Origin of the sequence: Pseudomonas sp. AL10, from assembly GCF_029960685.1 — a bacterium.
Taxonomy (GTDB): Bacteria; Pseudomonadota; Gammaproteobacteria; order Pseudomonadales; family Pseudomonadaceae; genus Aquipseudomonas; species Aquipseudomonas lactis.
The window spans coordinates 106,215-128,797 of the sequence record NZ_JASBQZ010000004.1 but is presented as its reverse complement, the minus strand read 5'-3'; the positions used below and the strand labels follow the sequence as shown (position 1 = coordinate 128,797).

Sequence of the window (22,583 nt, the reverse complement as noted above, 5' to 3'; positions counted from 1 at the left end):
GGGAGTTTTGTAACGTAAGGTTAACGGCGTGTCTGGAGGCCCTAACGCCATGTAGGAGCGAGCTTGCTCGCTCCTACAAATTGGCATCAGGGGAGTACCGTCCAGATGGCAAACCCGGCATACCACAGCACCGCCGCGCGCAGCAGCAGTTCCCACAGGCGATCCAGGCTGTTGATGCCATCGGCCCCCACCACTGGCGGCGGGATTTCCGCAGCGGCCAGGCCGACTTTTTCCACCAGCTGTGCCGCGCTGATGTCCCAACTCAGCAATTCGTGGAGCATCACCCGGCTGACCCCGACGAAATTGCCCACCAAGGCAAAGCTGGCCGCCAGCAGGCGTACCGGCAACCAGTCAAACGCGTGACGCAATTGCGTGGCGCGCTCGGCCACCAGGGGGTTCTGGCTGTGTTCGCTGGCCAGCGCCAACAGGCGGTACGCCAGGGCGGCCACCGGGCCCAGCAGGAAATACCAGAAAATCACCGCAAAAAAGCTTTGGTACGCCTGCCACAGCAGGTAGCCCTGGACGCGCTCCAGCAGTTGCTCGCCACTGTCGGCGCCAAGCTTGAGGTCGCGTTCGGCCACATGCTCGGCCGCTTGCAGGTCACCGCGCCGCCAGGCATCGCGAAACGGCCCCAGCCCTGCCAATAGGTCGCCACGGCCCAGGCTATAGATCACCACCAGCAAATGCACCGGCAATGCCAACAGGCCATAGGCCACCGGCTCCAGGACCAGCAACAGCAAGGCCAGCAATGCCACCGGCAACAGCACCAACACCAGCAGGATCAGCCAGGGCCGCTTGCCCATGCGCGGGCTCGATTCCAGCTTGGCCAGCTCACGCAGCCATCCGCCGTCACGCTGCAACCGCAGGCGCAAGGCCGAGAACTTCTCGATCCATACCGCCAGCACCAACACCAGGAAACTCATCGTTCGTGTCCTCCATCCTGCAGGGCGCTGCGAAAGCGCGTCCAATCAAAAGCGGGGCCCGGGTCAGTCTTGCGCCCCGGAGCGATGTCGCTGTGACCACAAATACGTTGGTGGGTGATCTTTGGGTAAGCCTTGAGCAACTGGCGGGTCAGATCGATCAGCGCCGCATACTGGGCATCGGTGAACGGCAGGTCGTCCGTACCTTCGAGCTCGACCCCCAGGGAAAAATCGTTGCACACCTCGCGCCCGTCAAAAACGGAAACACCGGCATGCCAGGCCCGGTCGCGGCACGAAACAAATTGCGTCACAGTGCCGTCACGTTCAATCAGAAAATGCGCAGACACTCGTAGGCTGGCTATCCCTTCAAAGTAGGGATGCTCTGAGATATCCAGGCGGTTCTGGAAAAACTCCTGCACCTTGCCGGTCTTGAACTGCGCCGGAGGCAAACTGATGTTATGCACCACCAACAGCGAGATTTCGCCTTCAGGGCGCTCGTTGAAGTTGGGCGAAGGGCAATGACGAATGCCCTGGCACCAACCGCTGGCGGGGTCCAACTGCATACAGGCTCCTTGAGTGAGACGAGGTGTGACCAGTATGCCGCGTTCCACCCTGCGGTTGCGATCACTTGCCGCGATTGAGTTGCCGCAGGTTGCCCACCACGGCTGCCAGCGCACGCTCGAACAGCGGGCCATCATCCAAGGCGTGCAGGACGCCCTGCTTGAACGCCAGGGCTAACTGCCCCGCGCTTTTCTCCAGGACCTTGAGGCCCCCTCGACTGACAAAAATATAGGTATCGTCGGGCGGCATGATTGCGGTCAACTTGCAACGCAGGGTACCGGCTTCATGTTGCTGCAACGCTACCCAGGCACCGACTCGCAACTGCTGTGCCTTGAGCCGGTCGGGGTCGTCAGGGGGCAGTGGTTCGTCGGCAGTCGGCGGCCCAGAGCCAAGGATAAAAGGCTTACGCACTTCAACCAGCACCTCGCCGTCGAGCGGCTGAACATGCATGGCCTGCAACCGCAGGAAAAACTCGCGGGTGCTGAAAGGATCGAACGCCGCACCGGCCAACCCGTCACGCAATGCCTTGAGCAGCCCGGGTAGTTGCTCAAGCAAACGCCGACCTGCTTCGGTGTCTTCACGCAGGCCCACGCTCCAGACCAATTCATCCAGGGTACGCAGCGCCGCCTGCCATTGCAGCGATTGTTCACCGTGCTTGAGCACGGCCACTAACAGCACCTGGCTCCAGGCTTGCTGCACAAATTGCAGAACCGATGCCGGCAGGGTTTTGCCCACGAGCCGCCGATTGAGCACCTGCGCCACACGTTGACGCGCCACCTCGATATGCAGGCGCTCTTGCTCGGCGTCACGGGTATGGCGCTCAAGGCGTTCACTGCGCGTGCGCTCTTGGGCTGTAGATGTGCTGAACGTGGTGAGCAACTGGGAGAAAATCGCCGGGTCTTCGACGTACTCATTCAGCAACCGCTGTACGAGTTGCTCGATACACAGATAGAGATTGTCCCGTGGCTGGTCATGGGGCGGGCTCCAGCCGATGACGGCGCTCGCGATGTCATTGAGCAAGCGCCGCGCCGGATGCTGCGTGCAACTGAGCAGGCTCTTGTCCAGCACCGCCACTTTCAGCAGCGGGATCTGCAAGCGGGCGATCAGCCCCTTGAAAGCGTCCGGCACACTGCGGTCATCGAGCATGAACTCGAACAGCATGGCCACCAGATTGATCACATCTTCGTCTGCTTCTTCCAACACCCGCGACTTGCCACTTTTGACACTGACCCGGGTGAGCAACTGTTCAAGCTGGCTGCGCAGGTCGAAATCGTCCTCGCACTCCGGCTCCGGTACATATTGCTGCAAATGCGACAGCAGCCGCAGCAGATCGCGGGTGGCAATGGGTTGCGGCTCGGCGCTGGCTTCAAGGGTGGGGGCCACGCTGCCACGCACGGCTACCAGCAACGTCTGCAAGGCGCTGAACGCTTGCTGGCCGCTTTTATCCAGCGGCGGGTCGGCCATCGCTTGGCCAGTGCAATCCTGATGCTCCCGGGCCGCACGCCCGCCGGCTCGGCGGGACGGGAGCGCCTTGAGTTCCGGCAATACGCCAGTGGCGATGAGTAATTGGTTGGCCTCGCCATACAACAGGTCGGCGTCACTGAGCACGTACTTCTCAAACAGCTTGAGCATGACCAGCTTGACGCGGATCTCCACCCCCAGGCTGCGCCCTGCCTGCAAGAAAAACTCGCACAGCCGCGTCGGGGCCAAGGGGTTTTCCGGATCATCCAGGCGCCTGCCGAACAGTTCACTCAAGCGCGCGTTCAATTGCCCCAGCGCCAAGCCATCACGGTGGCGCACCCGACCGAGCATCGCCTCCAGGGCCACAGCTTTTTCCACGTCATCGGCGCTGGTGCCGGGTACCGCCTCATAAGACACCAGCGGCACCAGGTGTGCCCCGCTGCACCGGGCCTGGCCCAGGTTGGCGAACGCCACGAACAACTGCTCCATGAACACGCGTTCGAAGTTCTTGCGCTTGAGGCGCAGGTCGCGCATGGCCTCGAAAAAAATATGATGGTCGACGGTGCTACGGGCCTTTTCGGCCATTTCAAACAGGGTGTCGTCGGCGTTATCGAACAGTTCCTGCAAACCCTGTTGCAGCTGTTGCGCAGCCTTGTCACGCACCTGCAGCAACACCACCGGCAGGCGCGCGAGCGGCGATGGCGTGGCCTGTGCCCTGTTGATAGGCACCACCTTCCCGTCATTGTGCATCCTGGCCTCCTGAAACGGCGGTTTTGAGAGGTGGACAGACCGGGAGCAGGCCCGGCAGGCACTGCAAATATCCCGGTTACCACCAAGACGTCAAAGCTATGACGCCAATTGCAAGGCGCGAGATTATCTTGCAAACAAGGGCAGTTGCGCCAGCACACTCTGACTTTGTGCGGTAAATGAGTGGCGAGCCTGGGTTAGAACGCACGCTGGCCCTATAATCGAGGCACTTTGTTTGTGGAGCCTGTTATGCCGAACCTCCGTCTTGCCGACCTCACCGCCGAAATCGAAGCCAACGTGCGCCGCGCACTGCTGGAAGACATCGGCAGTGGTGACATCACCGCGCAGTTGATCCCGGCCGAACGGCTGGCCAAGGCCACGATCATTACCCGTGAAGCGGCCGTGATTGCCGGTACGGCCTGGGTGGATGCAGTGTTTCGTCAACTGGACCCACGGGTCGCCGTGCATTGGCAGGTAGCTGACGGTGAACGTGTCAGCCCCAACCAGGCGCTGTTCCACCTTGAAGGCCCGGCACGCTCGCTGCTCACGGGTGAACGCAGTGCGCTGAATTTTTTGCAGATGCTGTCAGGTGTAGCCACCCGAGCGCAGTTCCTGGCGGACTTTGTCGCGAGCACCCAGGTCAAACTGCTGGACACCCGCAAGACACTCCCAGGTCTGCGTTTGGCGCAGAAGTACGCGGTGACCTGCGGCGGTTGCCACAACCACCGTATCGGGCTGTATGACGCGTTCCTGATCAAGGAAAACCACATCGCCGCCTGCGGTGGTATTGCCCAAGCGATTACAGCCGCCCACAAGATCGCCCCGGGCAAGCCGGTGGAAATCGAAGTGGAAAGCCTGGAAGAGTTGCGCGAAGCCCTGGCGGCGGGTGCCGACATCATCATGCTGGATGAACTGAGCCTGGAAGACATGCGCGAAGCCGTGCGCCTGAACGCCGGCAAAGCCAAGCTGGAAGCCAGCGGCGGGATCAATGAAACCACCTTGCTGCCTATCGCTGAAACCGGCGTGGACTACATCTCCATCGGCGCGATGACCAAGGATGTGAAGGCGGTGGACCTGTCGATGCGCCTCAGTATCTGAAAGATGCCGTAATTGTAGGAGCGAGCTTGCTCGCGAAAAACTCAAGACCACCGCGTGCCCTCCAGAGGTACGGGTTATCGCTAGCGTTTTTCGCGAGCAAGCTCGCTCCTACAGGCTGCTTTTAAACTACGAGGTTATTCATCTCGCAGTACTCGTCCCAATCGACACCCAGCACCTCGGCCGCCTCTTTGTGCAAGGCCAACCGTGCAGCTTCGAACTCTTCAGGGGTCGTGGTGTACTTGAGGGTCAGCTCCCAAGGCTGGAGGTTCTGGCTCTCGGCCTCGTCCTCGAATGCCCACTGAATCTGGTCGCGCTGATCGTCGGCACTCAGGTCCTTGATCTCTTCTTTTAGCTGCGGCGTGTCCTCAAGGTAGTGCTTGAGCGCTTGTTCGTGCCGAGCGTCCTGGGTCATTTCAGTCGTGGTCATGTTGTTCTCTTAGATCGAGGAATGGGAATGCATCTGGGTCTTCAAGGTTGCGCAGATACAAAAGAGCGGGCGCAAATGCCCGGCTCACCTGGCCTTCAGAACCATTCTGGGATCATCTGAAAACATTGCCGTTGAAACAGTGGTGCCTGTGGTGCCCGAGACAGGAATCGAACCTGCGACCTTCGCGTTACGAGTGCGCTGCTCTACCGGCTGAGCTACACGGGCGGTGGGCTAAAGCTAGCACTGCATTGGGCATGCAGCAACTTGCTCGCTCACCGCCCGGCGACTGTCACGCCCCGTTGGCGCCACAACCCTTGGTAGCGTACTGCAGGTCTACCGTGGTGGCACAGCTCCATCCGGTGGTGGCGCTGCGGGTCAAGGTGATGGTCTTGCCGAGCACGGGCGCGGGCGCATCGAGGATTTCACAACGGATAGTACCTGCGCCCGAGGCCACATCGCCTGTCACATCGATGGTGCAGTTGGCGGTAGGGCTGGAGCCCCCGATGAGCGCCAGGGTCGGCACAGTGCCCTGGTTGATGACGTCTTCATAGCCGGCCTTTAACGCGCTGATTTCCGCCAACCCCGCAGTGAACTTGGCCTTGGCCTGGTGCTTGGTGTACATGGGCAGACCGATGGTGGCCAAAATGCCGATGATTGCCACGACGATCAGTAACTCGATCAAGGTAAAACCTTTTTGACGCATCTCTTTCACTCTCCAGAATAGAACCATGACAAGGCGCGTCCTGCGCCCCGTAGTGTGCAACGGCGCCAGTGTACTCATCCCCTCGCAGCCGTTCGCCTGCAAGACGCACAATCTGACATTTTATCGCCCAGCACCAGCCTGCCCGACTCCGCCACCTGACTAAGCTATAAATTCTTCACGACCTGGGTGCGCCAACCTCACATGAACGATACGTCGACAATCTATGCCTGGGAGGGCATCAACCGCAAAGGGCGCCGGGTATCCGGAACAATCGCCGGCCATAACCTTGCGCTGATCAAGGTACAACTGCGCCAGCAAGGGATCTGCCCCGAGCGTGTGCGCAAGAAGTCTTGTGCACTGCCGACCTTCAAGACGCGCATAACGCCCGTGGATATCGCCCTGTTCACTCGCCAGTTGGCCACCTTGCTCAAGGCCGGCATTCCGCTGCTGCAAGCCTTCGACATCATCAGCGAAGGCGTCGAAAACCAACAGCTGCGCGAACTGGTGAAGGCGTTGAAACAGCATATTGCCAGCGGCCACCCGTTGGCCGCTGCCCTGCGTCAATATCCCCGCTACTTCGATGAGCTGTACTGCAATCTGGTAGCGGCTGGCGAAATGGCCGGCGCCCTGGAAACCCTACTGGAACGCGTGGCGATTCATCTGGAAAAAAGCCAACGGCTCAAAACCAGGATCAAGAAAGCCATGACCTACCCTATCGCGGTACTGGTAATTGCCACAGGGGTGAGCACAGTGCTGTTGATCCATGTGGTGCCGCAATTCCAGAACTTGTTCGCCGGGGTCAACGGCCAATTGCCGGGGTTTACCCTGGGGGTCATCGCGCTATCGGAACTGCTGCAACAGGCGTGGTGGATGCTGGGGCTGGGTGTGGGCGCGGCGCTGGTTGCAGGGCGCCACGCCTACCGGACTCACCCGGGGTTTCGCCATGGGTGGGCAGCAGGTTTGTTGAAAGTGCCCGTGGCAGGCAAACTGCTGCACAAATCTGCGGTCGCCCGCTACGCCCGCACGCTATCCACTACCTTTGCGGCGGGCGTTCCTCTGGTACAGGCATTGGGTTCGGTGGCTGGCGCCGTCGGCAATGGCCCTTTCAAACAGGCAATCGAACGTATGCGCCACGATGTATCCACAGGCATGCAGTTGAATCAATCGATGCATAACAGCGGCCTGTTCCCAGGCATGGCGATCCAGATGACCGCAATCGGTGAGGAGTCCGGCACCCTGGACCGCATGCTGGAAAAAGTCGCGAACCACTACGAGTCAGACGTGGATACCTTGGTCGACAACCTCACCAGCCTGATGGAGCCGCTGATCATGGTGGTATTGGGGGGGATTGTCGGCGCGCTGGTAGTCGCCATGTACTTGCCGGTGTTCCAATTGGGGACGGCGTTTTGAGCTTGCTGCTGAACGAACATCCCTGGGCGTTTGTTGGCCTTGCGCTGGTGTTGGGCCTGATCGTCGGTAGCTTCCTCAATGTGTTGGCGTGGCGCCTGCCCAAAATGCTCGAGCGGGAGTGGCGTGCCCAGGCCCATGAGATTCTCGACTTGCCAGCCGAGCCCGGTGGGCCGGCCTATAACCTGATGCATCCGAACTCTTGCTGCCCGCGCTGCAATCAACCGATTCGGCCTTGGGAAAATATCCCGGTGCTCAGCTACCTGCTGCTCCGGGGGCATTGTGCCCACTGCCGTGAGCCCATCGGCCTGCGTTACCCTCTCACCGAACTGGCCTGCGCGCTGATCTGCGCCGCTGTCGCCTGGCACTTCGGCTTCGGCTGGCAAGCCGGCGCGGTGATGCTGCTGAGTTGGGGCTTGCTGGGGATGAGCCTGATTGATCTGGACCACCAATTACTGCCGGATGTGCTGGTGCTGCCGCTGCTATGGCTGGGGCTGATCCTCAACAGCGCTGACCTGCTGACGCCATTGCCCGATGCAGTATGGGGCGCGGTTATCGGCTACATGAGCTTGTGGTGCCTGTTCTGGCTGTTCAAGCTGGCCACCGGCAAAGACGGCATGGGCCATGGCGACTTCAAATTATTGGCCTTGCTGGGAGCCTGGGGCGGCTGGCAGATTCTGCCGATGACCCTGCTGATGGCCTCGCTGCTGGGCGTGTTTGCCGGGCTGATTTTGCTGCGTTTGCGTAAGGCCCAGGTGTCAGCGCCAATGCCGTTTGGCCCCTGCCTGGCAATTGCCGGCTGGATTGCATTGCTCTGGGGTGGTCAAATAACCGACTTCTATTTGCAGTCTGTCGGTTTCAGATGACCACTTCTGTTGCAACACCCTGGATTCTTGGGCTCACGGGCGGCATTGGCAGCGGCAAAAGCGCTGCGGCCGAGCACTTTATCAAGCTGGGCATCGACCTGGTGGACGCCGATCACGCCGCGCGCTGGGTGGTCGAGCCTGGCCGCCCGGCGCTGGCGCGCATTGCCGAACATTTCGGCGCCAGCGTGCTGCAAGCCGACGGCCGACTGGACCGTGCCGCACTGCGCAAACTGATCTTTGAGGTCCCACAAGAGCGCCTTTGGCTGGAAGCCTTGCTGCACCCGCTGATCGCCGAGGAAATTCGCAGCCACCTGGCACGCGCCCAGTCGCCCTACGCGATCCTGGTGTCACCGCTGCTGATCGAGTCCGGGCAGTACAGCATGACCCAGCGCATCCTGGTGATCGACGTGCCGCAATCGCTGCAGATTCAGCGTACCCTGCAGCGCGACGGCATCAGCGAACAACAGGTGCAGGCGATTCTCAAGGCCCAGTCCAGCCGCGAAGACCGCCTGAACCATGCCGATGACGTGCTGGTCAACGATAAGGACCTCGCCTGGCTGCACGGCGAGGTCGAGCGACTGCACCACTTTTACCTTACTTTGCGTGGAGGCCGATCATGAGCCAACCCCTGACCGTCGACTGCCCAACCTGCGGTGCACCCGTGGAATGGAAAGCGACCAACCTCAACCGACCGTTCTGCTCGGACCGTTGCAAGCTTATCGACCTGGGCGCCTGGGCCGCTGAAGAACACAAGATTCCCGTGGCCCCTGACGCCGAAGATGAACTGTTTTCCGAAGACCTGCCGCCGCGCCACTAAGGCCGCATAAAGGCATATTCCTGCTGGTCGTCGAGGTTTTCTGCAAGGTATTGCAACTCGTCGGCCAGGTCTTCAAAGCTGCGTACACCCTTGCTTTGCTGCACCACTGCGCTGAGCATGGCGCGCAAGGTCAAACCGGGGTCAAACCCGATTTCCTGCGCTGCATCCTGGCTTCTGCGCAACTCCTGCCGTGCCCATTCATACACACTCATGATTCATGCTCCTGAAAATTTTGCCGAGCATGGACCTGCGCCGCTGCCCTGCATTTGACCTGGATCAACGCCGCGAATCGTCGTCTTTCCACGGCGCTGAGAGGTAGCGGGTACGGTTGAACGTCTCCAGCCATTCCGGGCAAAACACCACCAGCGCGCTGATGACCATGCCGTTGATAAAGGCTTCGGGAAAGATGATCAGCCACAGGTAACCGACAAAATCTTCCAACCACTCAGGCATCGCAAAAAGGCCGTCGAACCACAACAGGCCCAGGCCGGCCAACAGGCACAGCAATGCCGACAGTGCGGCAGCAAAAAAGCCCGAACAGAAGATATACACAAAGGGGTTTCGCGGCTGCGCCCGCTCCACCAACAGCGCGCACCCTTCGGTGACCAGCACCGGCAGCACAATCAGGAGCAGGCCATTGACGCCAAGCGCAGCCAGGTCCTGACGCCCCAACAGCATCAAGCCAAGCTGGGCGGCAAAGCCACCGACGATAGCCAGCGGCCAATCGAGCAGCAAAGTCACGGCGGTCATGCCGATAAAGTGGTAGGACACACCGGTATCGAAATCCCGCCGCACCAGCCACAGCATGAATAGCGCGAACACCGTACCGAAGAGCAAGTGCTGGCGCCGACGGTCGGCAAACAGCTCCACCCAGGGCGAGCGAAGGATCGCCCACATCACCACGGGCGCATACACCAGCCAGCCGATACCGAGGGTCTGGGGTGCCAGAACCGCAGCACTGATCACGGACGCTCTGCCTTTACTAAAAAACTCATCACACACCTCGTCCCTGGCCTGTTTCACGTGAGCATTCTACACCCGCGTTTTAAGGCAAGACTTCCTGTGGTCATCATTTGAACGCTAAGCTGCGACTATGGATGACTCAGATTACTTGCGCCTGCTCACCGTAGCGGCCGAACAAGCCAACGCATTCCTGTCCAATGCCCGCAAGTGGGAGCGTGAGCGTTGGGTCTGCCAGCGCCTGCTGCAAGGCTTGAACGTGCCCTACCGTGTCGAAGAATTCCACGCGGCGGGCCAGGAGCCGCCCGACGTGTTGTTTCGCGACGCCAGCTTCGAGGTCTTTTTTGTGCTGGACGAGGGCCGCCGCCTGAACGACGAGTGGCGCGATGAGCTGCTGCGCAGGCGCAGTGCTTTCTCCTTGAGCCAACTGGTACGGCGTGAAGCCAAGCCACGGCGTATCCCCGCCCATGAGTTCCTGCTGCGCCTGGCCCCCACACTGCGTAAAAAAGCTCACAACTACAAAGAGCGCGGCATGGACCTGGGGGAATTGGATCTCATCGCGTTTACCAGCCTCAAACGCGAGGTGCTGGACCTCAACAGCCATTTTCCGCCGCCGACCGAATACCTGCGTCAGGGCTGGCGCTCGCTATCGCTGGTGGGGCCGACATTCGCACGGGTCCTGTTCGCACATCCCGACGCGCCGGACTTCTTGCGCAACAACCTGGGCCGCAGCATAGTGTTTGATGTCGGCATCAGCCTGTGATGCCCCTGGCTGTAACGTGGCGCCCCTTTGCAACGTCTACCTGACGAGGCCTTTATGACCAGCCGCCTGAAACCCGATGACCAAGAGCGTGTCGAAGAGTACCTGCAACTCTCCCAGAACAGAGTCGAGCGCAAGCCTTTCCGGCCGTGGCTGCTCCTCTGCGTGGTGCTGGTAGTGGTGATCGGGCTCGGTACGCTGAGCCGCCTATTGAGTTACCTGACGCTATGAGCCGCCTGGCGCTCGCGAGGGTAACTGCTCCGATTTCTTTTAGCCTTGCGAGATATCCCCATGACCCATCGTATTATTATCGTCGGCGGCGGTGCCGGCGGCCTGGAGTTGGCTACCCGCCTGGGTAAGACCCTGGGCAAGCGTGGCAAGGCCAGCATCACGCTGGTCGACACCAACCTGACCCACATCTGGAAGCCCTTGCTGCACGAAGTGGCTGCCGGCTCGCTGAATTCCTCGGAAGACGAACTCAACTACGTCGCCCAAGCCAAATGGAACCACTTCGAGTTCCAGCTGGGCCGTATGAGCGGGCTTGACCGTGAACAGAAGAAAATCCAGCTGGCCGCCACCCTCGACGAAGAAGGCCGCGAACTGGTGCCCGCCCGCGTGCTGGGCTACGACAGCCTGGTGATTGCGGTAGGCAGCACTACCAACGATTTCGGCACCGAGGGCGCGGCGCAACATTGCCTGTTCCTCGACACCCGCAAGCAGGCCGAGCGCTTCCACCAGCAACTGCTCAACCACTACCTGCGCGCCCATGCAGGCCAAACCGACGCCGTTGAACAGATCAGCGTCGCCATCGTCGGCGCCGGTGCCACCGGCGTTGAGCTTGCCGCCGAGCTGCATAACGCCGCCCATGAACTGGCGGCTTATGGCCTGGACCGTATCAAGCCCGAAAACATGCACATCACCCTGATCGAAGCCGGCCCGCGTGTACTGCCTGCCCTGCCGGAGCGGATCGGGGGGCCAGTGCATAAGACCCTGGAGAAACTAGGGGTGACAGTACTGACCAACTCGGCGGTCAGTGAAGTAACCGCCGACGCCCTGATCACCAGCAGCGGCCAAGTGATCCCGGCCAGCCTCAAGGTCTGGGCGGCCGGTATCCGCGCCCCCGGTTTCCTCAAGGACATCGATGGCCTGGAAACCAACCGCATCAACCAGCTGCAAGTCCTGCAAACCCTGCAAACCACCCGCGACGAAAATATCTTCGCCTTTGGTGATTGCGCCGCCTGCCCGCAGCCGGGCACCGACCGCAATGTACCGCCACGGGCCCAAGCGGCTCACCAACAGGCGTCATTGCTGGCCAAATCGCTCAAGCTGCGGATTGAAGGCAAGGAGCTGCCGACCTACAAGTACACCGACTACGGCTCGCTGATCTCACTGTCGCGCTTTTCCGCGGTGGGTAACCTGATGGGCAATTTGACGGGCAGTGTGATGCTGGAAGGCTGGCTGGCGCGGATGTTCTACGTGTCGCTGTACCGCATGCACCAGATGGCGCTGTATGGGTTCTTCCGCACGGCGATGCTGATGCTGGGCAGCAAGATCGGCCGCGGCACCGAGCCACGCCTTAAATTGCATTAACAACCTGGTCTCGAAAGAGGCCTGGTAAATGTTGGAGCGGGCTTGCTCGCGAATGCGGTGGTTCAGTCACAGATGTACTGACTGACACAGCGCATTCGCGAGCAAGTCGAATCGTTGCACCGCCGCTCCCACATTTGTTTTGCGGTGAATTCAGGATTCACGCAGGCAAAAAAAATCCCCGTATCTTTCGATACGAGGATTTTTAATATGGTCGGGGTAGGGGGATTCGAACTCCCGACATCCTGCTCCCAAAGCAGGCGCGCTACCGGACTGCGCTATACCCCGGTAATAAAAAGGCGACCTTTCAGTCGCCTTCTTCGATCAGCGCTTTTGGCCTCTGATCTTAAGATTCGATTCCAGCGTTAACTGGTCTCAAAAATGGTGGGTCGTGTGGGATTCGAACCTACGACCAATTGGTTAAAAGCCAACTGCTCTACCAACTGAGCTAACGACCCAAATATGGTCGGGGTAGGGGGATTCGAACTCCCGACATCCTGCTCCCAAAGCAGGCGCGCTACCGGACTGCGCTATACCCCGGTTTGAAATTGGCTCCGTGACCAGGACTCGAACCTGGGACCCAATGATTAACAGTCATTTGCTCTACCGACTGAGCTATCACGGAACTACATATTTCAAAGTTACTGCTGTGTTGCTTCCTCTTCGACCCTGTCCGTATCGCTACGTTAGCGTCTCTGAGGCGCGCTATTCTACAATCTTAAAAACCCCTGTCAACCCTTTAAATTGCTTTTAAGACAATGATTTGCGCTTCTTTCTGATTTCTTCTTGGGGAGAAGAAACCCGTGGGCTGACGTTGCTGCGGGGCGCACTTTACAAGCCTTTGCCTTACAGTTCAACGCCCTATCGAAAAAAAAGGCCCCGCGATGCGGGGCCTTCTCTGTTTACGCCAAGCGCAGGGCTTAATGGAAGACGATTTCGTCGTCTTTCACCGTCGCCGTGACGCGAGTGCCAGGCATAAAGCTGCCCGACAGGATCAACTGCGCCAGTGGGTTCTCGATCCAGCGCTGGATCGCACGTTTAAGTGGCCGTGCGCCATACACTGGGTCGTAACCGACCGCGATCAGCTTGTCCAACGCTTCGCCGCTCAGCTCCAGGTCCAGCTCGCGCTCAGCCAGGCGGCTACGCAGGCGGCCCAACTGGATCTCGGTGATGCCCGCGATCTGATCCCGCGCCAGAGGCTCGAAGATCACCACTTCATCGACCCGGTTGATGAATTCCGGACGGAAGTGCGTGGTCAACGCGTCCATCACCGCCGCACGCTGGGCTTCACGATCACCCACCAATTCCTGGATCTGCGCCGAGCCCAGGTTGGAGGTCATCACGATCACCGTATTACGGAAGTCCACCGTACGCCCGTGGCTGTCCGTCAAGCGACCATCCTCCAGCACCTGCAGCAAGATGTTGAACACATCCGGGTGCGCCTTCTCGACCTCATCCAGCAGGATCACCGAGTAAGGCTTACGCCGCACGGCTTCGGTCAGATAACCGCCCTCTTCGTAACCCACATAGCCTGGTGGTGCACCGATCAGGCGAGCCACCGAGTGTTTCTCCATGAATTCGGACATATCGATCCGCACCATGGCCTCTTCCGTATCAAAGAGGAACTCGGCCAGGGCCTTGCACAACTCGGTCTTACCTACACCGGTCGGGCCGAGGAACATGAACGAGCCGCTTGGACGGTTCGGGTCGGACAAACCCGCCCGCGAACGCCGTACGGCGTTGGACACCGCCACCACCGCCTCTTCCTGGCCGATGACGCGCTGATGCAGCAGGCTTTCCATCTTCAACAGCTTGTCGCGCTCGCCTTCGAGCATCTTCGACACGGGAATACCGGTCCACTTGGAGACCACTTCGGCAATTTCTTCCTCGGTCACCTTGCTGCGCAGCAACTGGTTTTCAGGTTTGCCGTGCTGGTCGACCATCTGCAGGCTGCGTTCCAGGTCCGGGATCACCCCGTACTGCAACTCGGCCATGCGGTTCAGGTCGCCTTTGCGGCGCGCGGCTTCCAGTTCCTGGCGGGACTGCTCGATTTTTTGCTGGATCTGCGCCGAACCCTGTACTTCGGCTTTTTCCGAGGTCCAGATTTCTTCGAGGTCCGAATACTCACGTTCCAGGCGGACAATTTCTTCCTGGAGTTTTTCCAGGCGTTTCTTGGCCGCTTCGTCTTCTTCTTTCTTCAGCGCCTGGGATTCGACTTTCAGTTGAATCAGGCGCCGATCCAGACGATCCAGCACTTCGGGCTTGGAGTCGATCTCCATACGGATACGGCTGGCCGCTTCGTCGATCAGGTCGATCGCCTTGTCCGGCAACTGACGATCGGTGATATAGCGATGGCTCAATTTGGCCGCCGCAATGATCGCACCGTCGGTGATCGCCACTTTATGGTGGACCTCATAGCGCTCTTTCAGGCCACGCAGGATCGCGATGGTGTCTTCTTCGCTCGGCTCTTCCACCAGGACTTTCTGGAAGCGACGCTCAAGCGCTGCGTCCTTTTCGATGTACTGACGGTATTCGTTGAGCGTGGTCGCACCGACGCAATGCAACTCACCCCGTGCCAAGGCGGGCTTGAGCATGTTGCCGGCGTCCATGGAGCCTTCGCCCTTACCGGCGCCGACCATGGTGTGCAATTCGTCGATAAACAGAATGATCTGCCCTTCCTGCTTCGACAATTCGTTAAGCAAGGATTTGAGGCGCTCTTCGAATTCACCCCGGAACTTGGCACCGGCGATCAACGAGCCCATGTCCAGAGACAGCAGGCGCTTGCCTTTGAGGCCGTCTGGTACCTCGCCATTAATGATGCGCTGGGCCAGGCCCTCGGCAATCGCGGTTTTACCCACGCCAGGTTCACCGATCAACACCGGGTTATTCTTGGTGCGACGTTGCAACACCTGAATGGTGCGACGAATTTCATCGTCGCGGCCGATCACCGGGTCCAGCTTGCCCTCTTCGGCACGCTTGGTCAGGTCGACGGTGTATTTGTCCAGGGCCTGGCGCGACTCCTCGTGGTTGGGGTCGTTCACCGCTTCGCCGCCACGCAGGTTGTTGATGGCGTTTTCCAGGGCCTTTTTGCTCACGCCCTGGCCCAGCAACAACTTGCCGAGCTTGCTGTTGTCGTCCATGGCGGCGAGCAACACCAATTCACTGGAGATGAACTGGTCACCTTTCTGCTGGGCCAGACGGTCGGCCTGGTTGAGCAGGCGCGCCAAGTCCTGGGACATGTTTACGTCGCCGGTGGGATTCTGGATTTTCGGCAGCTGGTCGAGCTCTTTACTCAACTCCTTGCGCAGGCTGTTAACGTCAAAGCCCACCTGCATCAGCAAGGGCTTGATAGAACCACCTTGCTGTTCCAGGAGTGCCTGCATCAAGTGCGCAGGTTCGATGGCCGGGTGGTCGAGGCCCACTGCCAAAGATTGAGAGTCGGACAATGCCAACTGTAATTTGCTGGTTAAACGATCAATACGCATTAGTCACCTTCCTTTTGAGCAGGCCGGAGCTATGAACAAACACATCCTGAATGAAGAAACCTGCCAGATACCCTTATAGATGGGGTGGATTCTGGGCGTTTCAAGCGGCGGACGGTTGATACAGGTCAGGACAGTCTAGCGTTCAAGCCAGATAAGGGAGGCGAATCGGCCCGTGCGCGGGCTGCGGCGATAAGAAAAGAAACGCGGGTCGGTCACAGTGCACAAACCGCCACCATACACAGCGCTAACACCGCGAGCGGCCAGACGCAGACGCGCCAGCTGGTAGATGTCAGCCATGTACTTGCCAGGGTTGCGGCTGGGAACAAAGGCTTCAGCGGTGACCGGCAGTTGCTGCATGAACACTTCACGCACTTCCGGGCCGACCTCAAAGGCTTGTGGGCCAATGGCAGGGCCGAGCCAGACCATAACGTCTTCGGGTGCGCTATCCAGGCTCTCGAAAGCGGCCTCCAGCACCCCAGCTGCCAAGCCACGCCAACCGGCATGGGCTGCGGCAACCCGGGTGCCCGCCCGATTACAGAACAGCGCAGGCAGGCAATCGGCGGTCATGGACGTGCAGGCGATACCAGGGGTACTGGTCCAACTGCCGTCAGCCTCGACAGTACGGCCCGGATCGGCCTCAACCACCTGAGTACCGTGGACTTGGCGCAACCAGGCAGGCTGGATATCGAGGGCGTCACTCAGGCGACGGCGATTTTCAAGGACGGCCTCAAGGCTGTCCTCGACATGATCGCCCAGGTTGAGGCTGTCGAACGGCGCCAGACTGACGCCGCCCGCGCGGGTGGTGACGCAGGCTTTTACCCGAGCCGGCGCGGGCCAGTCAGGTATCAGCCAGTCACTCATCCGACAAACGCCTCGCGATCCTGCTTGAGCAGCGACAACAGCCAGACCAGATCGTCTGGCAGTGGCGATTCCCAGCTCATGCGCTTACCGCTCGTCGGATGATCCAGTTCCAGGAAACGTGCATGCAGTGCCTGGCGCGGGAACGTCTTGAGCGACTCAACCATGGTCTGGCTGGCCGCCGGCGGAATACGGAAGCGGCCACCGTAGGCCGGGTCGCCGACCAACGGGAAGTTGATGTGCGCCATGTGCACGCGAATCTGGTGGGTACGCCCGGTTTCCAGCTTGACCCGCACATGGGTGTGGGAACGGAAACGCTCCAGCACACGGTAGTGGCTGACGGCTTGCTTGCCGCCCTCCATCACCGCCATACGCTGGCGCTGCTGGCCGTGACGACCAATGGGTGCGTTGATCTTGCCACCGGCCACAACAACGCCGATCACAATGCACTCATAGATGCGGCTGACGCTACGGCTCTGCAATTGCGTAACCAGTTGCGTCTGCGCCTGAATGGTCTTGGCTACCACCATAAGGCCGGTGGTGTCCTTGTCCAGACGGTGCACGATGCCGCAGCGCGGCACATTGATGATGTCCGGCACGTGGTGCAACAGGGCATTGAGCAAGGTGCCATCAGCGTGCCCGGCGGCCGGGTGAACCACCAGGCCTGCGGGTTTGTTGATGACCAGGATGTCGTCGTCTTCATAGACGATATCCAGCTCGATGTCCTGGGCGACCCATTCTCCCTGGGCTTCCTGCTCGGCAGTCAGCTCAAGAATCGCACCGCCATGGACTATGTCTCGCGGGCGGATAACCGCTCCATCCACAGTCAGGCGGCCGTCTTTTATCCAGGCGGAAAGGCGCGAGCGCGAGTGCTCAGCGAATAATTGTGCGGCGACTTGATCGAGGCGTTGGCCGCCCAATTCGGACGGCACCTCTGCGCGAAGTTCAATTTTATCGGACATGCTCAGACTAGGCGTGGCGTAGCCTTTGGTTTCGGCTGCGCGCTTGTGGTTAAATACGGCGTCTTTTGCCCCGAGGCTTTCAACGGGGCGCTCATCATAACAGGACGGCCCCGCCCAAGACAGCGGCCGTCATAGGGACGCAAGCCGCCATGCAAGTGAAACACCTGCTGCTGATCGCCATCCTCGCCATGACTGCTGCTTGCTCGTCAACAAAGGACGTCGTCGACGAAAACCTGAGCGAAGTCGAGCTGTACCAGCAAGCTCAGACAGACTTGGACAATAATAGCTTCACCAGCGCCACAGCGAAGCTGAAGGCATTGGAGTCGCGTTACCCGTTCGGCCGCTATGCCGACCAGGCCCAGCTTGAGCTGATCTACGCCAACTACAAGAACGCCGAGCCGGAAGCTGCCAAGTCCGCTGCCGAGCGTTTCATCCGCCTGCACCCGCAGCACCCGAACGTGGACTACGCCTACTATATGAAGGGCCTGACCTCGTTCGATCAGGATGTTGGCCTGCTGGCGCGCTTCCTGCCGCTGGACATGACCAAGCGTGACCCGGGTGCTGCCCGCGACTCCTATAACGAGTTCGCCCAGCTGACCAGCCGCTACCCCAACAGCCGCTACGCGCCGGACGCCAAGCAGCGCATGATCTACCTGCGCAACCTGCTGGCTTCGTACGAGATCCACGTGGCCCACTACTACCTGACCCGTCAGGCATATGTGGCCGCCGCCAACCGTGGCCGCTACGTGGTGGAAAACTTCCAGGAAACCCCATCCGTGGGTGACGGCCTGGCCGTGATGACCGAGGCTTACCAGCGTCTGCACCTGGACACCCTGGCGACTACCAGCCTGGAAACCCTGAAGCTCAACTATCCTGACCACCCGAGCCTGAAAGACGGCCAGTTCGTGCCTCAGGTTGCCGAAGCGGACAACCGTTCGTGGCTGAGCAAGTACACCCTGGGCTTGATCGAGTCCCGTCCACCACTGCCGCCGGGTGAAACTCGCGCCAACCAGGACGTGATCAAGATGTACCAGGACGCCAAGGACGCTATTCCTTCGGATCTCAAGCCGCACGACGAGAACGGTGACGTGATCGAAGAAGAAGAGCCGCAAGCACTGGGCAACAACCAGGACCGCTCGTGGTTCAGCTACATGACCTTCGGTGTGTTCGACTGATTGTTCGACGCAACGCAAAAGGGAGCTCTTAAGGAGCTCCCTTTTTTATGAGCGAGTATTTATTGCCCTGTGCGCCCGGGATCACCTTGGCTAAACTGGCGCATTCCTTGTCGAGAAACTGCCCATCATGCTTCGTCTACTGTTCTGGATTGCTGTCATTGCTGCCGCGGTATGGTTCTGGCGCAAATTCAAAAACCCTGCCGCCCGTCAGCAGCGGCCTGCTGAGCCGGATGCGGCCCTGATGGTGCGTTGCGCCCACTGTGGCGTGCACCTGCCGCAGGACCGCGCACTGAGCTCACGCCAGCAATGGTACTGCACCCAGGCACACCTGGAACAAGGGCCAAAGTCTATCCAGCGTTGAGGCGCCCTGCGGGGGCGTAAGGCGCTGGATCGATGATCGGAGCCCGCGTCAGCAGCAAGTCGGTGAACAACTGGCAAGAGGCTGGTGCGAGTACCAGACCATTGCGGTAATGCCCGCAATTGAGCCACAACCCCTTGAAGCCAGGGACCTCACCGATATACGGTATACCTTCGGGTGAGCCAGGCCGCAAACCGGCCCAATGCCCGACTACCTCGGCGTCCGCCAAGGCGGGAATCAATTCCACCGCAGACGCCTTGAGGCTTTCCAACGCGGTGTCGGTTGGCGTCTTGTCGAATCCTTCATGCTCCAACGTGCTGCCGATCAGGATGTGCCCATCGCGCCGCGGGATCGCATAACGCCCCTTGGCCAGGACCATGCTGGATAAAAAGTCCGACGCGCATTTGTACAGAATCATCTGGCCTTTGACCGGCTCGATGGGCAGCGCCAAGCCCAGCGTACCCAGCAACTGTCCGCTCCAGGCGCCGGCCGCGAGTACCACCTGATCACCCAAAACCTGGCCGGTAGCGGTATTCACACCCATCACCCTGTCGTCGCCGAGCACAAAGCCCGTCACATCGCATTGCTCGTAAATCGTCACGTTCGGCAACGCCAGCAGCGCCGCCTTCAGTGACTTGACCAGGCGCGGGTTGCGTACGTTGGCCACATCGGCCATGTAGATCGCCTGGGAATAGCCACCCCCCAACACCGGCACCGCGTCATGGGCCGCCGATACGTCCACCTTGCTCAACGGTCTCCCTTCACGGGCAGCCCAGGCCAGTGCTTGCGCTTCGTCATCCAGGTCGAGCCAATACAACCCCGTGGTATGTACCTCTGGATCGACGCCGGTCGCTGCAAACAGCCGTTGCGCCAGTTGCGGGTAAAAATCCTGGGACCAATGGGCCAAGGCAGTGACCGCCTGGCTATAGCGCCACGGGTACAACGGCGAGACAATCCCACCGCCCGCCCAGGAAGACTCTTGCCCAAGCCCACCGCGCTCCAGCAGCGTGACCGCCTGGCCCTCACTGGCGAGGTTGTACGCCGTCAACAGCCCGATTACTCCGCCGCCGACAATCACCACTTGCTGTTGCTTAGCCATCATTTGATCCAGCCGATAAACAGGGAAAGGCGCGCCCGGCGCCCACGCTTCAAGTACGCTCATCCTTGCCCCCAGCAGACCTTGGGCGACATTTCAGGCCCTGCTCCCGGGTTGCCGCGCATACCGGTGCTGGTCAAGCTGAATGCTGCGCATGCGTCGTTCGCCATGACCGAGTCCGCAGCGGGAGTGGCGAGCAGGTCAAAATCCTGAGGGTTGAGGACGGCACTGATTCTATAATGATCATTGCCCGCGCTGACGTCGCCTGCATCAATAAAAGTGCCATTCCTCGTATAAGAACGCTCCAGGTGCTGGGCCTGTTCGCTCAACAACGCGACGATCTGCGCCCGATACACCTTCTTCACCTGGCTGAGGTACCCGGGATACGCAATCCCGGCCAGCAACGCGATGATCGCCACGACGATCAGTAACTCAATCAGGGTAAAACCCTGGCTCTCCTTGCCCATCCGATTGCTCCTTATTGAAGTTGCCGCCATAAGACCCGTCGAAACTTGACGCGGCCGCCCTCCTCCACCCGTGCATAGACCGTCTCCAGCACCGTGCGCGTTTGCCCCGCAAGCCCGACCGAGGTGACACGAAAAAGTGTGCCTAAGGTTTGGGGGGGTAAATGAGCAAGCCCTGCACCTTTCCCAAGAGATTGAATGCCATAAAACCCATCCTTCAAGGCGAGCCAGGTGACCGCCGAGACCGGGTTCGTCCCGGCCGCCGTCAAGGAAGACGCTTCAGCAGGCGGCGCACAACGGATGATCGAGTGGCAGACAGGCATCGCCTGACCAACCTTTTGCACGGTCGACTCCCCCAATCTCAGGCCGCTTTCGGCAGATTGAAACGATTGATTGCGATGCCACAGGCTGCTCGCGACTTTTTGCTGGGAGACCGCAGCCTGTATTGATGACAGTCCCACTTGCGACAGCACCAACAGGAACACCAGACTGATCAGCAGCACCATCCCGGTCTGCCGTACATGAATGCCGCCATGCATGATCATTGCCCCTACCCCAGCCGATTTCGCAGTGCCGCCACGACACTATAGGTCTGGTCCTTCACCCGCCCAGCGGGGTCTTGAAGGGTCATGAGGATGCGCACGCTACGTATCAGCGACTCATCGGCGGGATGGCTGTCATAGCGCTCCACAACTGTTGATGCCGAGGTGGCTGCCATGCCGAAGCTGACGTCGAATGCCCTTACGTTATCCATCAATACCGCCCTGGCCGGCGCCGCCGGGGTACTGATCTTCAACTGGCCCGATTCGTAGGTGTAGGTAAGTTGGCGTATGCCAAAACGAAGTTGGCCGGGCTCGGCGCCGGGTGGCGTGCCTGCATAAGCCCTGGCCGCCTCCTTGCAGTCGGACAACACTGTCCAGTCAGGCCTGCCGACGCCATCGCCGATATTCGCGGTCACCAGCGTCAGTGACTTCGTACTCCCCGCCGCTTCCCAGCTTATCGGCCGATCAAAGGCAGCCGGAGCATTATCGATAGCGGCCACGGCCAAACACCCCAGCATGCCTGCCTGGCGAATATCCTGGGTGATCTTGCTCAGCACAAACCGGGCATCATCCTGCAGCACCATGGCGGCCTGCTGGCTGGCATGGGTCAACCGCGCACTGACCAGTATCTGGCTCGCTCCAAGTATCAAAACCAACCCGACGGCGAGCGCCAGCAGCACTTCCACCAGGCTGAAACCTCGCACAACACGCTTCATTGCGACACTCCTTGTTCATTGCTGATACGACTGGTCAGGGTGAAGGTTTCCCGCGCCCCTGGGCGGTTTGCTGCCCGGGCATCTGCCCAACTGATGCTGATGGTGACCTCGTGCCCATTCACCACCACTGAACCTTTCGCATCCTCCCCGGCAAAACCCATGATATTGGCTTCGAAATCGTGCAGGTCCAGGTCACGCACGCTGGCGGTGGCGGTGTTGGGTGGCGCCAGCTCCGCCCTGCCCCATGTGTAATCGGCGCCAGCATTGGTGCGAATGCGGTCGAGCATGTCGTAGGCAATAAAGCTCGCTTGGCTGGTCATCCTGGCGCTGTTGGTGTACTTGAGCGCGTTGAGTTGCAGTACCGCAGCGCCCATCAGGCCGATCGCCAATATCAACAGCGCTACCAGCACTTCGACCAGCGTCATGCCGGACTGGCGCAAGTGCGCAACGCGCAGGAAAAATCGGTTGTGGCAGGCTGGCATTTGCGTCGTCATCCACGTCGAAGGCCGGTGAAAAAAGCAGGCAAAGCCTGCTGTGCGACCCAAGCCTAGCGTCGGTTTTAGAGCCGCGCTGCTCCCGGAACAAAGGGAAATACTTTGGACATAAAGGCCAT

Annotated in this window: 25 protein-coding genes and 5 tRNA genes; 10 read left to right on the top strand and 20 right to left on the bottom strand. The window is 60.0% G+C overall.

Annotated features, from left to right (window positions below; translation table 11 throughout):
• Positions 1-86 precede the first annotated feature (86 nt).
• The 3 genes from ampE to QK296_RS06875 all read right to left on the bottom strand — a co-directional run bounded on the left by ampE (position 87) and on the right by QK296_RS06875 (position 3,692).
• Complete coding sequence (gene ampE, locus QK296_RS06885) at positions 87-923, bottom strand: regulatory signaling modulator protein AmpE (protein ID WP_003188449.1); 837 nt, start codon at positions 921-923, stop codon at positions 87-89.
• Positions 920-1,483 carry a 1,6-anhydro-N-acetylmuramyl-L-alanine amidase AmpD gene (gene ampD, locus QK296_RS06880; protein ID WP_003188448.1) on the bottom strand — a complete coding sequence of 188 codons (564 nt, stop codon included), beginning with the start codon at positions 1,481-1,483 and terminating at the stop codon, positions 920-922. The genes ampE and ampD overlap by 4 nt, the downstream gene beginning before the upstream one ends.
• Positions 1,484-1,544: 61 nt before the next feature.
• Positions 1,545-3,692, bottom strand: coding sequence for a DUF1631 domain-containing protein (locus tag QK296_RS06875; RefSeq protein WP_057710776.1), 2,148 nt, complete (start codon positions 3,690-3,692; stop codon positions 1,545-1,547).
• A gap of 246 nt (positions 3,693-3,938) precedes the next feature.
• Here QK296_RS06875 and nadC point away from each other — a divergent pair, with 246 nt between their 5' ends.
• On the top strand, positions 3,939-4,787 hold the full coding sequence (nadC, locus tag QK296_RS06870) for a carboxylating nicotinate-nucleotide diphosphorylase (protein WP_003188446.1): 849 nt from the start codon (positions 3,939-3,941) through the stop codon (positions 4,785-4,787).
• A 121-nt stretch (positions 4,788-4,908) separates the two neighbouring features.
• On the opposite strand, the gene QK296_RS06865 is transcribed toward nadC, so the two are convergent.
• The 3 genes from QK296_RS06865 to QK296_RS06855 all read right to left on the bottom strand — a co-directional run bounded on the left by QK296_RS06865 (position 4,909) and on the right by QK296_RS06855 (position 5,917).
• A complete protein-coding gene (locus tag QK296_RS06865; protein ID WP_003188444.1) occupies positions 4,909-5,214 on the bottom strand; it encodes a DUF6388 family protein in 306 nt (101 codons plus the stop codon).
• A gap of 149 nt (positions 5,215-5,363) precedes the next feature.
• Positions 5,364-5,439 (bottom strand) — tRNA-Thr (locus tag QK296_RS06860).
• Between the two features lie 64 nt (positions 5,440-5,503).
• Entirely contained in the window at positions 5,504-5,917 is a 414-nt protein-coding gene (locus tag QK296_RS06855) for a pilin (RefSeq protein WP_003188443.1), read from the bottom strand.
• A 201-nt stretch (positions 5,918-6,118) separates the two neighbouring features.
• Here QK296_RS06855 and QK296_RS06850 point away from each other — a divergent pair, with 201 nt between their 5' ends.
• From QK296_RS06850 to yacG, 4 genes are read left to right on the top strand one after another with little or no spacing between them, the layout of a single operon-like run.
• Complete coding sequence (locus QK296_RS06850; RefSeq protein ID WP_282390724.1) at positions 6,119-7,327, top strand: type II secretion system F family protein; 1,209 nt, start codon at positions 6,119-6,121, stop codon at positions 7,325-7,327.
• On the top strand, positions 7,324-8,190 hold the full coding sequence (locus QK296_RS06845; RefSeq protein ID WP_057710772.1) for an A24 family peptidase: 867 nt from the start codon (positions 7,324-7,326) through the stop codon (positions 8,188-8,190). The genes QK296_RS06850 and QK296_RS06845 overlap by 4 nt, the downstream gene beginning before the upstream one ends.
• Positions 8,187-8,810, top strand: a complete 624-nt coding sequence (coaE, locus tag QK296_RS06840; RefSeq protein WP_003188438.1) for a dephospho-CoA kinase — start codon at positions 8,187-8,189, stop codon at positions 8,808-8,810. The genes QK296_RS06845 and coaE overlap by 4 nt, the downstream gene beginning before the upstream one ends.
• Complete coding sequence (yacG, locus tag QK296_RS06835; protein WP_003188437.1) at positions 8,807-9,007, top strand: DNA gyrase inhibitor YacG; 201 nt, start codon at positions 8,807-8,809, stop codon at positions 9,005-9,007. The genes coaE and yacG overlap by 4 nt, the downstream gene beginning before the upstream one ends.
• On the opposite strand, the gene QK296_RS06830 is transcribed toward yacG, so the two are convergent.
• A complete protein-coding gene (locus QK296_RS06830) occupies positions 9,004-9,219 on the bottom strand; it encodes a hypothetical protein (protein WP_003171680.1) in 216 nt (71 codons plus the stop codon). The genes yacG and QK296_RS06830 overlap by 4 nt on opposite strands.
• A 64-nt stretch (positions 9,220-9,283) precedes the next feature.
• Entirely contained in the window at positions 9,284-9,973 is a 690-nt protein-coding gene (locus QK296_RS06825) for an energy-coupling factor ABC transporter permease (protein ID WP_034134844.1), read from the bottom strand.
• A gap of 127 nt (positions 9,974-10,100) precedes the next feature.
• Here QK296_RS06825 and QK296_RS06820 point away from each other — a divergent pair, with 127 nt between their 5' ends.
• Genes QK296_RS06820 through QK296_RS06810 form a run of 3 tightly spaced genes read left to right on the top strand, consistent with a single transcriptional unit; the run spans position 10,101 to position 12,317 of the window.
• The gene (locus tag QK296_RS06820; RefSeq protein ID WP_003188431.1) at positions 10,101-10,730 is read left to right on the top strand and encodes a DUF1780 domain-containing protein; all 630 of its coding nucleotides are present in this window, start codon (positions 10,101-10,103) and stop codon (positions 10,728-10,730) included.
• A 54-nt stretch (positions 10,731-10,784) separates the two neighbouring features.
• Positions 10,785-10,958 carry a DUF3094 family protein gene (locus QK296_RS06815; protein WP_003188429.1) on the top strand — a complete coding sequence of 58 codons (174 nt, stop codon included), beginning with the start codon at positions 10,785-10,787 and terminating at the stop codon, positions 10,956-10,958.
• Positions 10,959-11,018: 60 nt separating this feature from the next.
• On the top strand, positions 11,019-12,317 hold the full coding sequence (locus QK296_RS06810; protein WP_014716868.1) for an NAD(P)/FAD-dependent oxidoreductase: 1,299 nt from the start codon (positions 11,019-11,021) through the stop codon (positions 12,315-12,317).
• 208 nt (positions 12,318-12,525) lie between these two features.
• Here QK296_RS06810 and QK296_RS06805 read toward each other — a convergent pair.
• The 7 genes from QK296_RS06805 to rluD form a co-directional block, all read right to left on the bottom strand.
• A tRNA-Pro gene (locus tag QK296_RS06805) sits at positions 12,526-12,602 on the bottom strand.
• A 94-nt stretch (positions 12,603-12,696) separates the two neighbouring features.
• A tRNA-Lys gene (locus tag QK296_RS06800) sits at positions 12,697-12,772 on the bottom strand.
• 5 nt (positions 12,773-12,777) lie between these two features.
• Positions 12,778-12,854, bottom strand: a tRNA-Pro gene (locus tag QK296_RS06795).
• 9 nt (positions 12,855-12,863) lie between these two features.
• Positions 12,864-12,939: transfer RNA gene (locus QK296_RS06790), tRNA-Asn, on the bottom strand.
• Positions 12,940-13,234: 295 nt separating this feature from the next.
• Entirely contained in the window at positions 13,235-15,799 is a 2,565-nt protein-coding gene (clpB, locus tag QK296_RS06785; protein ID WP_003188426.1) for an ATP-dependent chaperone ClpB, read from the bottom strand.
• 135 nt (positions 15,800-15,934) lie between these two features.
• Positions 15,935-16,660: a peptidoglycan editing factor PgeF gene (pgeF, locus tag QK296_RS06780; RefSeq protein ID WP_282390723.1), complete on the bottom strand. Its 726-nt coding sequence runs from the start codon at positions 16,658-16,660 to the stop codon at positions 15,935-15,937.
• Positions 16,657-17,619, bottom strand: a complete 963-nt coding sequence (gene rluD, locus QK296_RS06775; RefSeq protein ID WP_003188422.1) for a 23S rRNA pseudouridine(1911/1915/1917) synthase RluD — start codon at positions 17,617-17,619, stop codon at positions 16,657-16,659. The genes pgeF and rluD overlap by 4 nt, the downstream gene beginning before the upstream one ends.
• A gap of 149 nt (positions 17,620-17,768) precedes the next feature.
• Between rluD and QK296_RS06770 the strand changes: the two genes are divergently transcribed.
• Complete coding sequence (locus tag QK296_RS06770; RefSeq protein ID WP_003188421.1) at positions 17,769-18,794, top strand: outer membrane protein assembly factor BamD; 1,026 nt, start codon at positions 17,769-17,771, stop codon at positions 18,792-18,794.
• Positions 18,795-18,921: 127 nt separating this feature from the next.
• The gene (locus tag QK296_RS06765; protein ID WP_032897621.1) at positions 18,922-19,155 is read left to right on the top strand and encodes a PP0621 family protein; all 234 of its coding nucleotides are present in this window, start codon (positions 18,922-18,924) and stop codon (positions 19,153-19,155) included.
• Here QK296_RS06765 and thiO read toward each other — a convergent pair.
• The 5 genes from thiO to pilV are packed head-to-tail and all read right to left on the bottom strand — an operon-like array spanning position 19,142 to position 22,452.
• A complete protein-coding gene (thiO, locus tag QK296_RS06760) occupies positions 19,142-20,251 on the bottom strand; it encodes a glycine oxidase ThiO (protein WP_282390722.1) in 1,110 nt (369 codons plus the stop codon). The two genes, QK296_RS06765 and thiO, sit on opposite strands and share 14 nt — an antisense overlap.
• 59 nt (positions 20,252-20,310) lie before the next feature.
• The gene (locus QK296_RS06755; RefSeq protein WP_020302966.1) at positions 20,311-20,715 is read right to left on the bottom strand and encodes a type IV pilin protein; all 405 of its coding nucleotides are present in this window, start codon (positions 20,713-20,715) and stop codon (positions 20,311-20,313) included.
• Positions 20,716-20,726: 11 nt separating this feature from the next.
• Positions 20,727-21,257 (bottom strand): PilX N-terminal domain-containing pilus assembly protein, encoded by a 531-nt coding sequence (locus tag QK296_RS06750; protein ID WP_060766625.1) that lies wholly within the window; start codon positions 21,255-21,257, stop codon positions 20,727-20,729.
• A gap of 5 nt (positions 21,258-21,262) precedes the next feature.
• Positions 21,263-21,970: a prepilin-type N-terminal cleavage/methylation domain-containing protein gene (locus QK296_RS06745; protein ID WP_282390721.1), complete on the bottom strand. Its 708-nt coding sequence runs from the start codon at positions 21,968-21,970 to the stop codon at positions 21,263-21,265.
• On the bottom strand, positions 21,967-22,452 hold the full coding sequence (gene pilV, locus QK296_RS06740; RefSeq protein ID WP_034134835.1) for a type IV pilus modification protein PilV: 486 nt from the start codon (positions 22,450-22,452) through the stop codon (positions 21,967-21,969). The genes QK296_RS06745 and pilV overlap by 4 nt, the downstream gene beginning before the upstream one ends.
• Positions 22,453-22,583 lie beyond the last annotated feature (131 nt).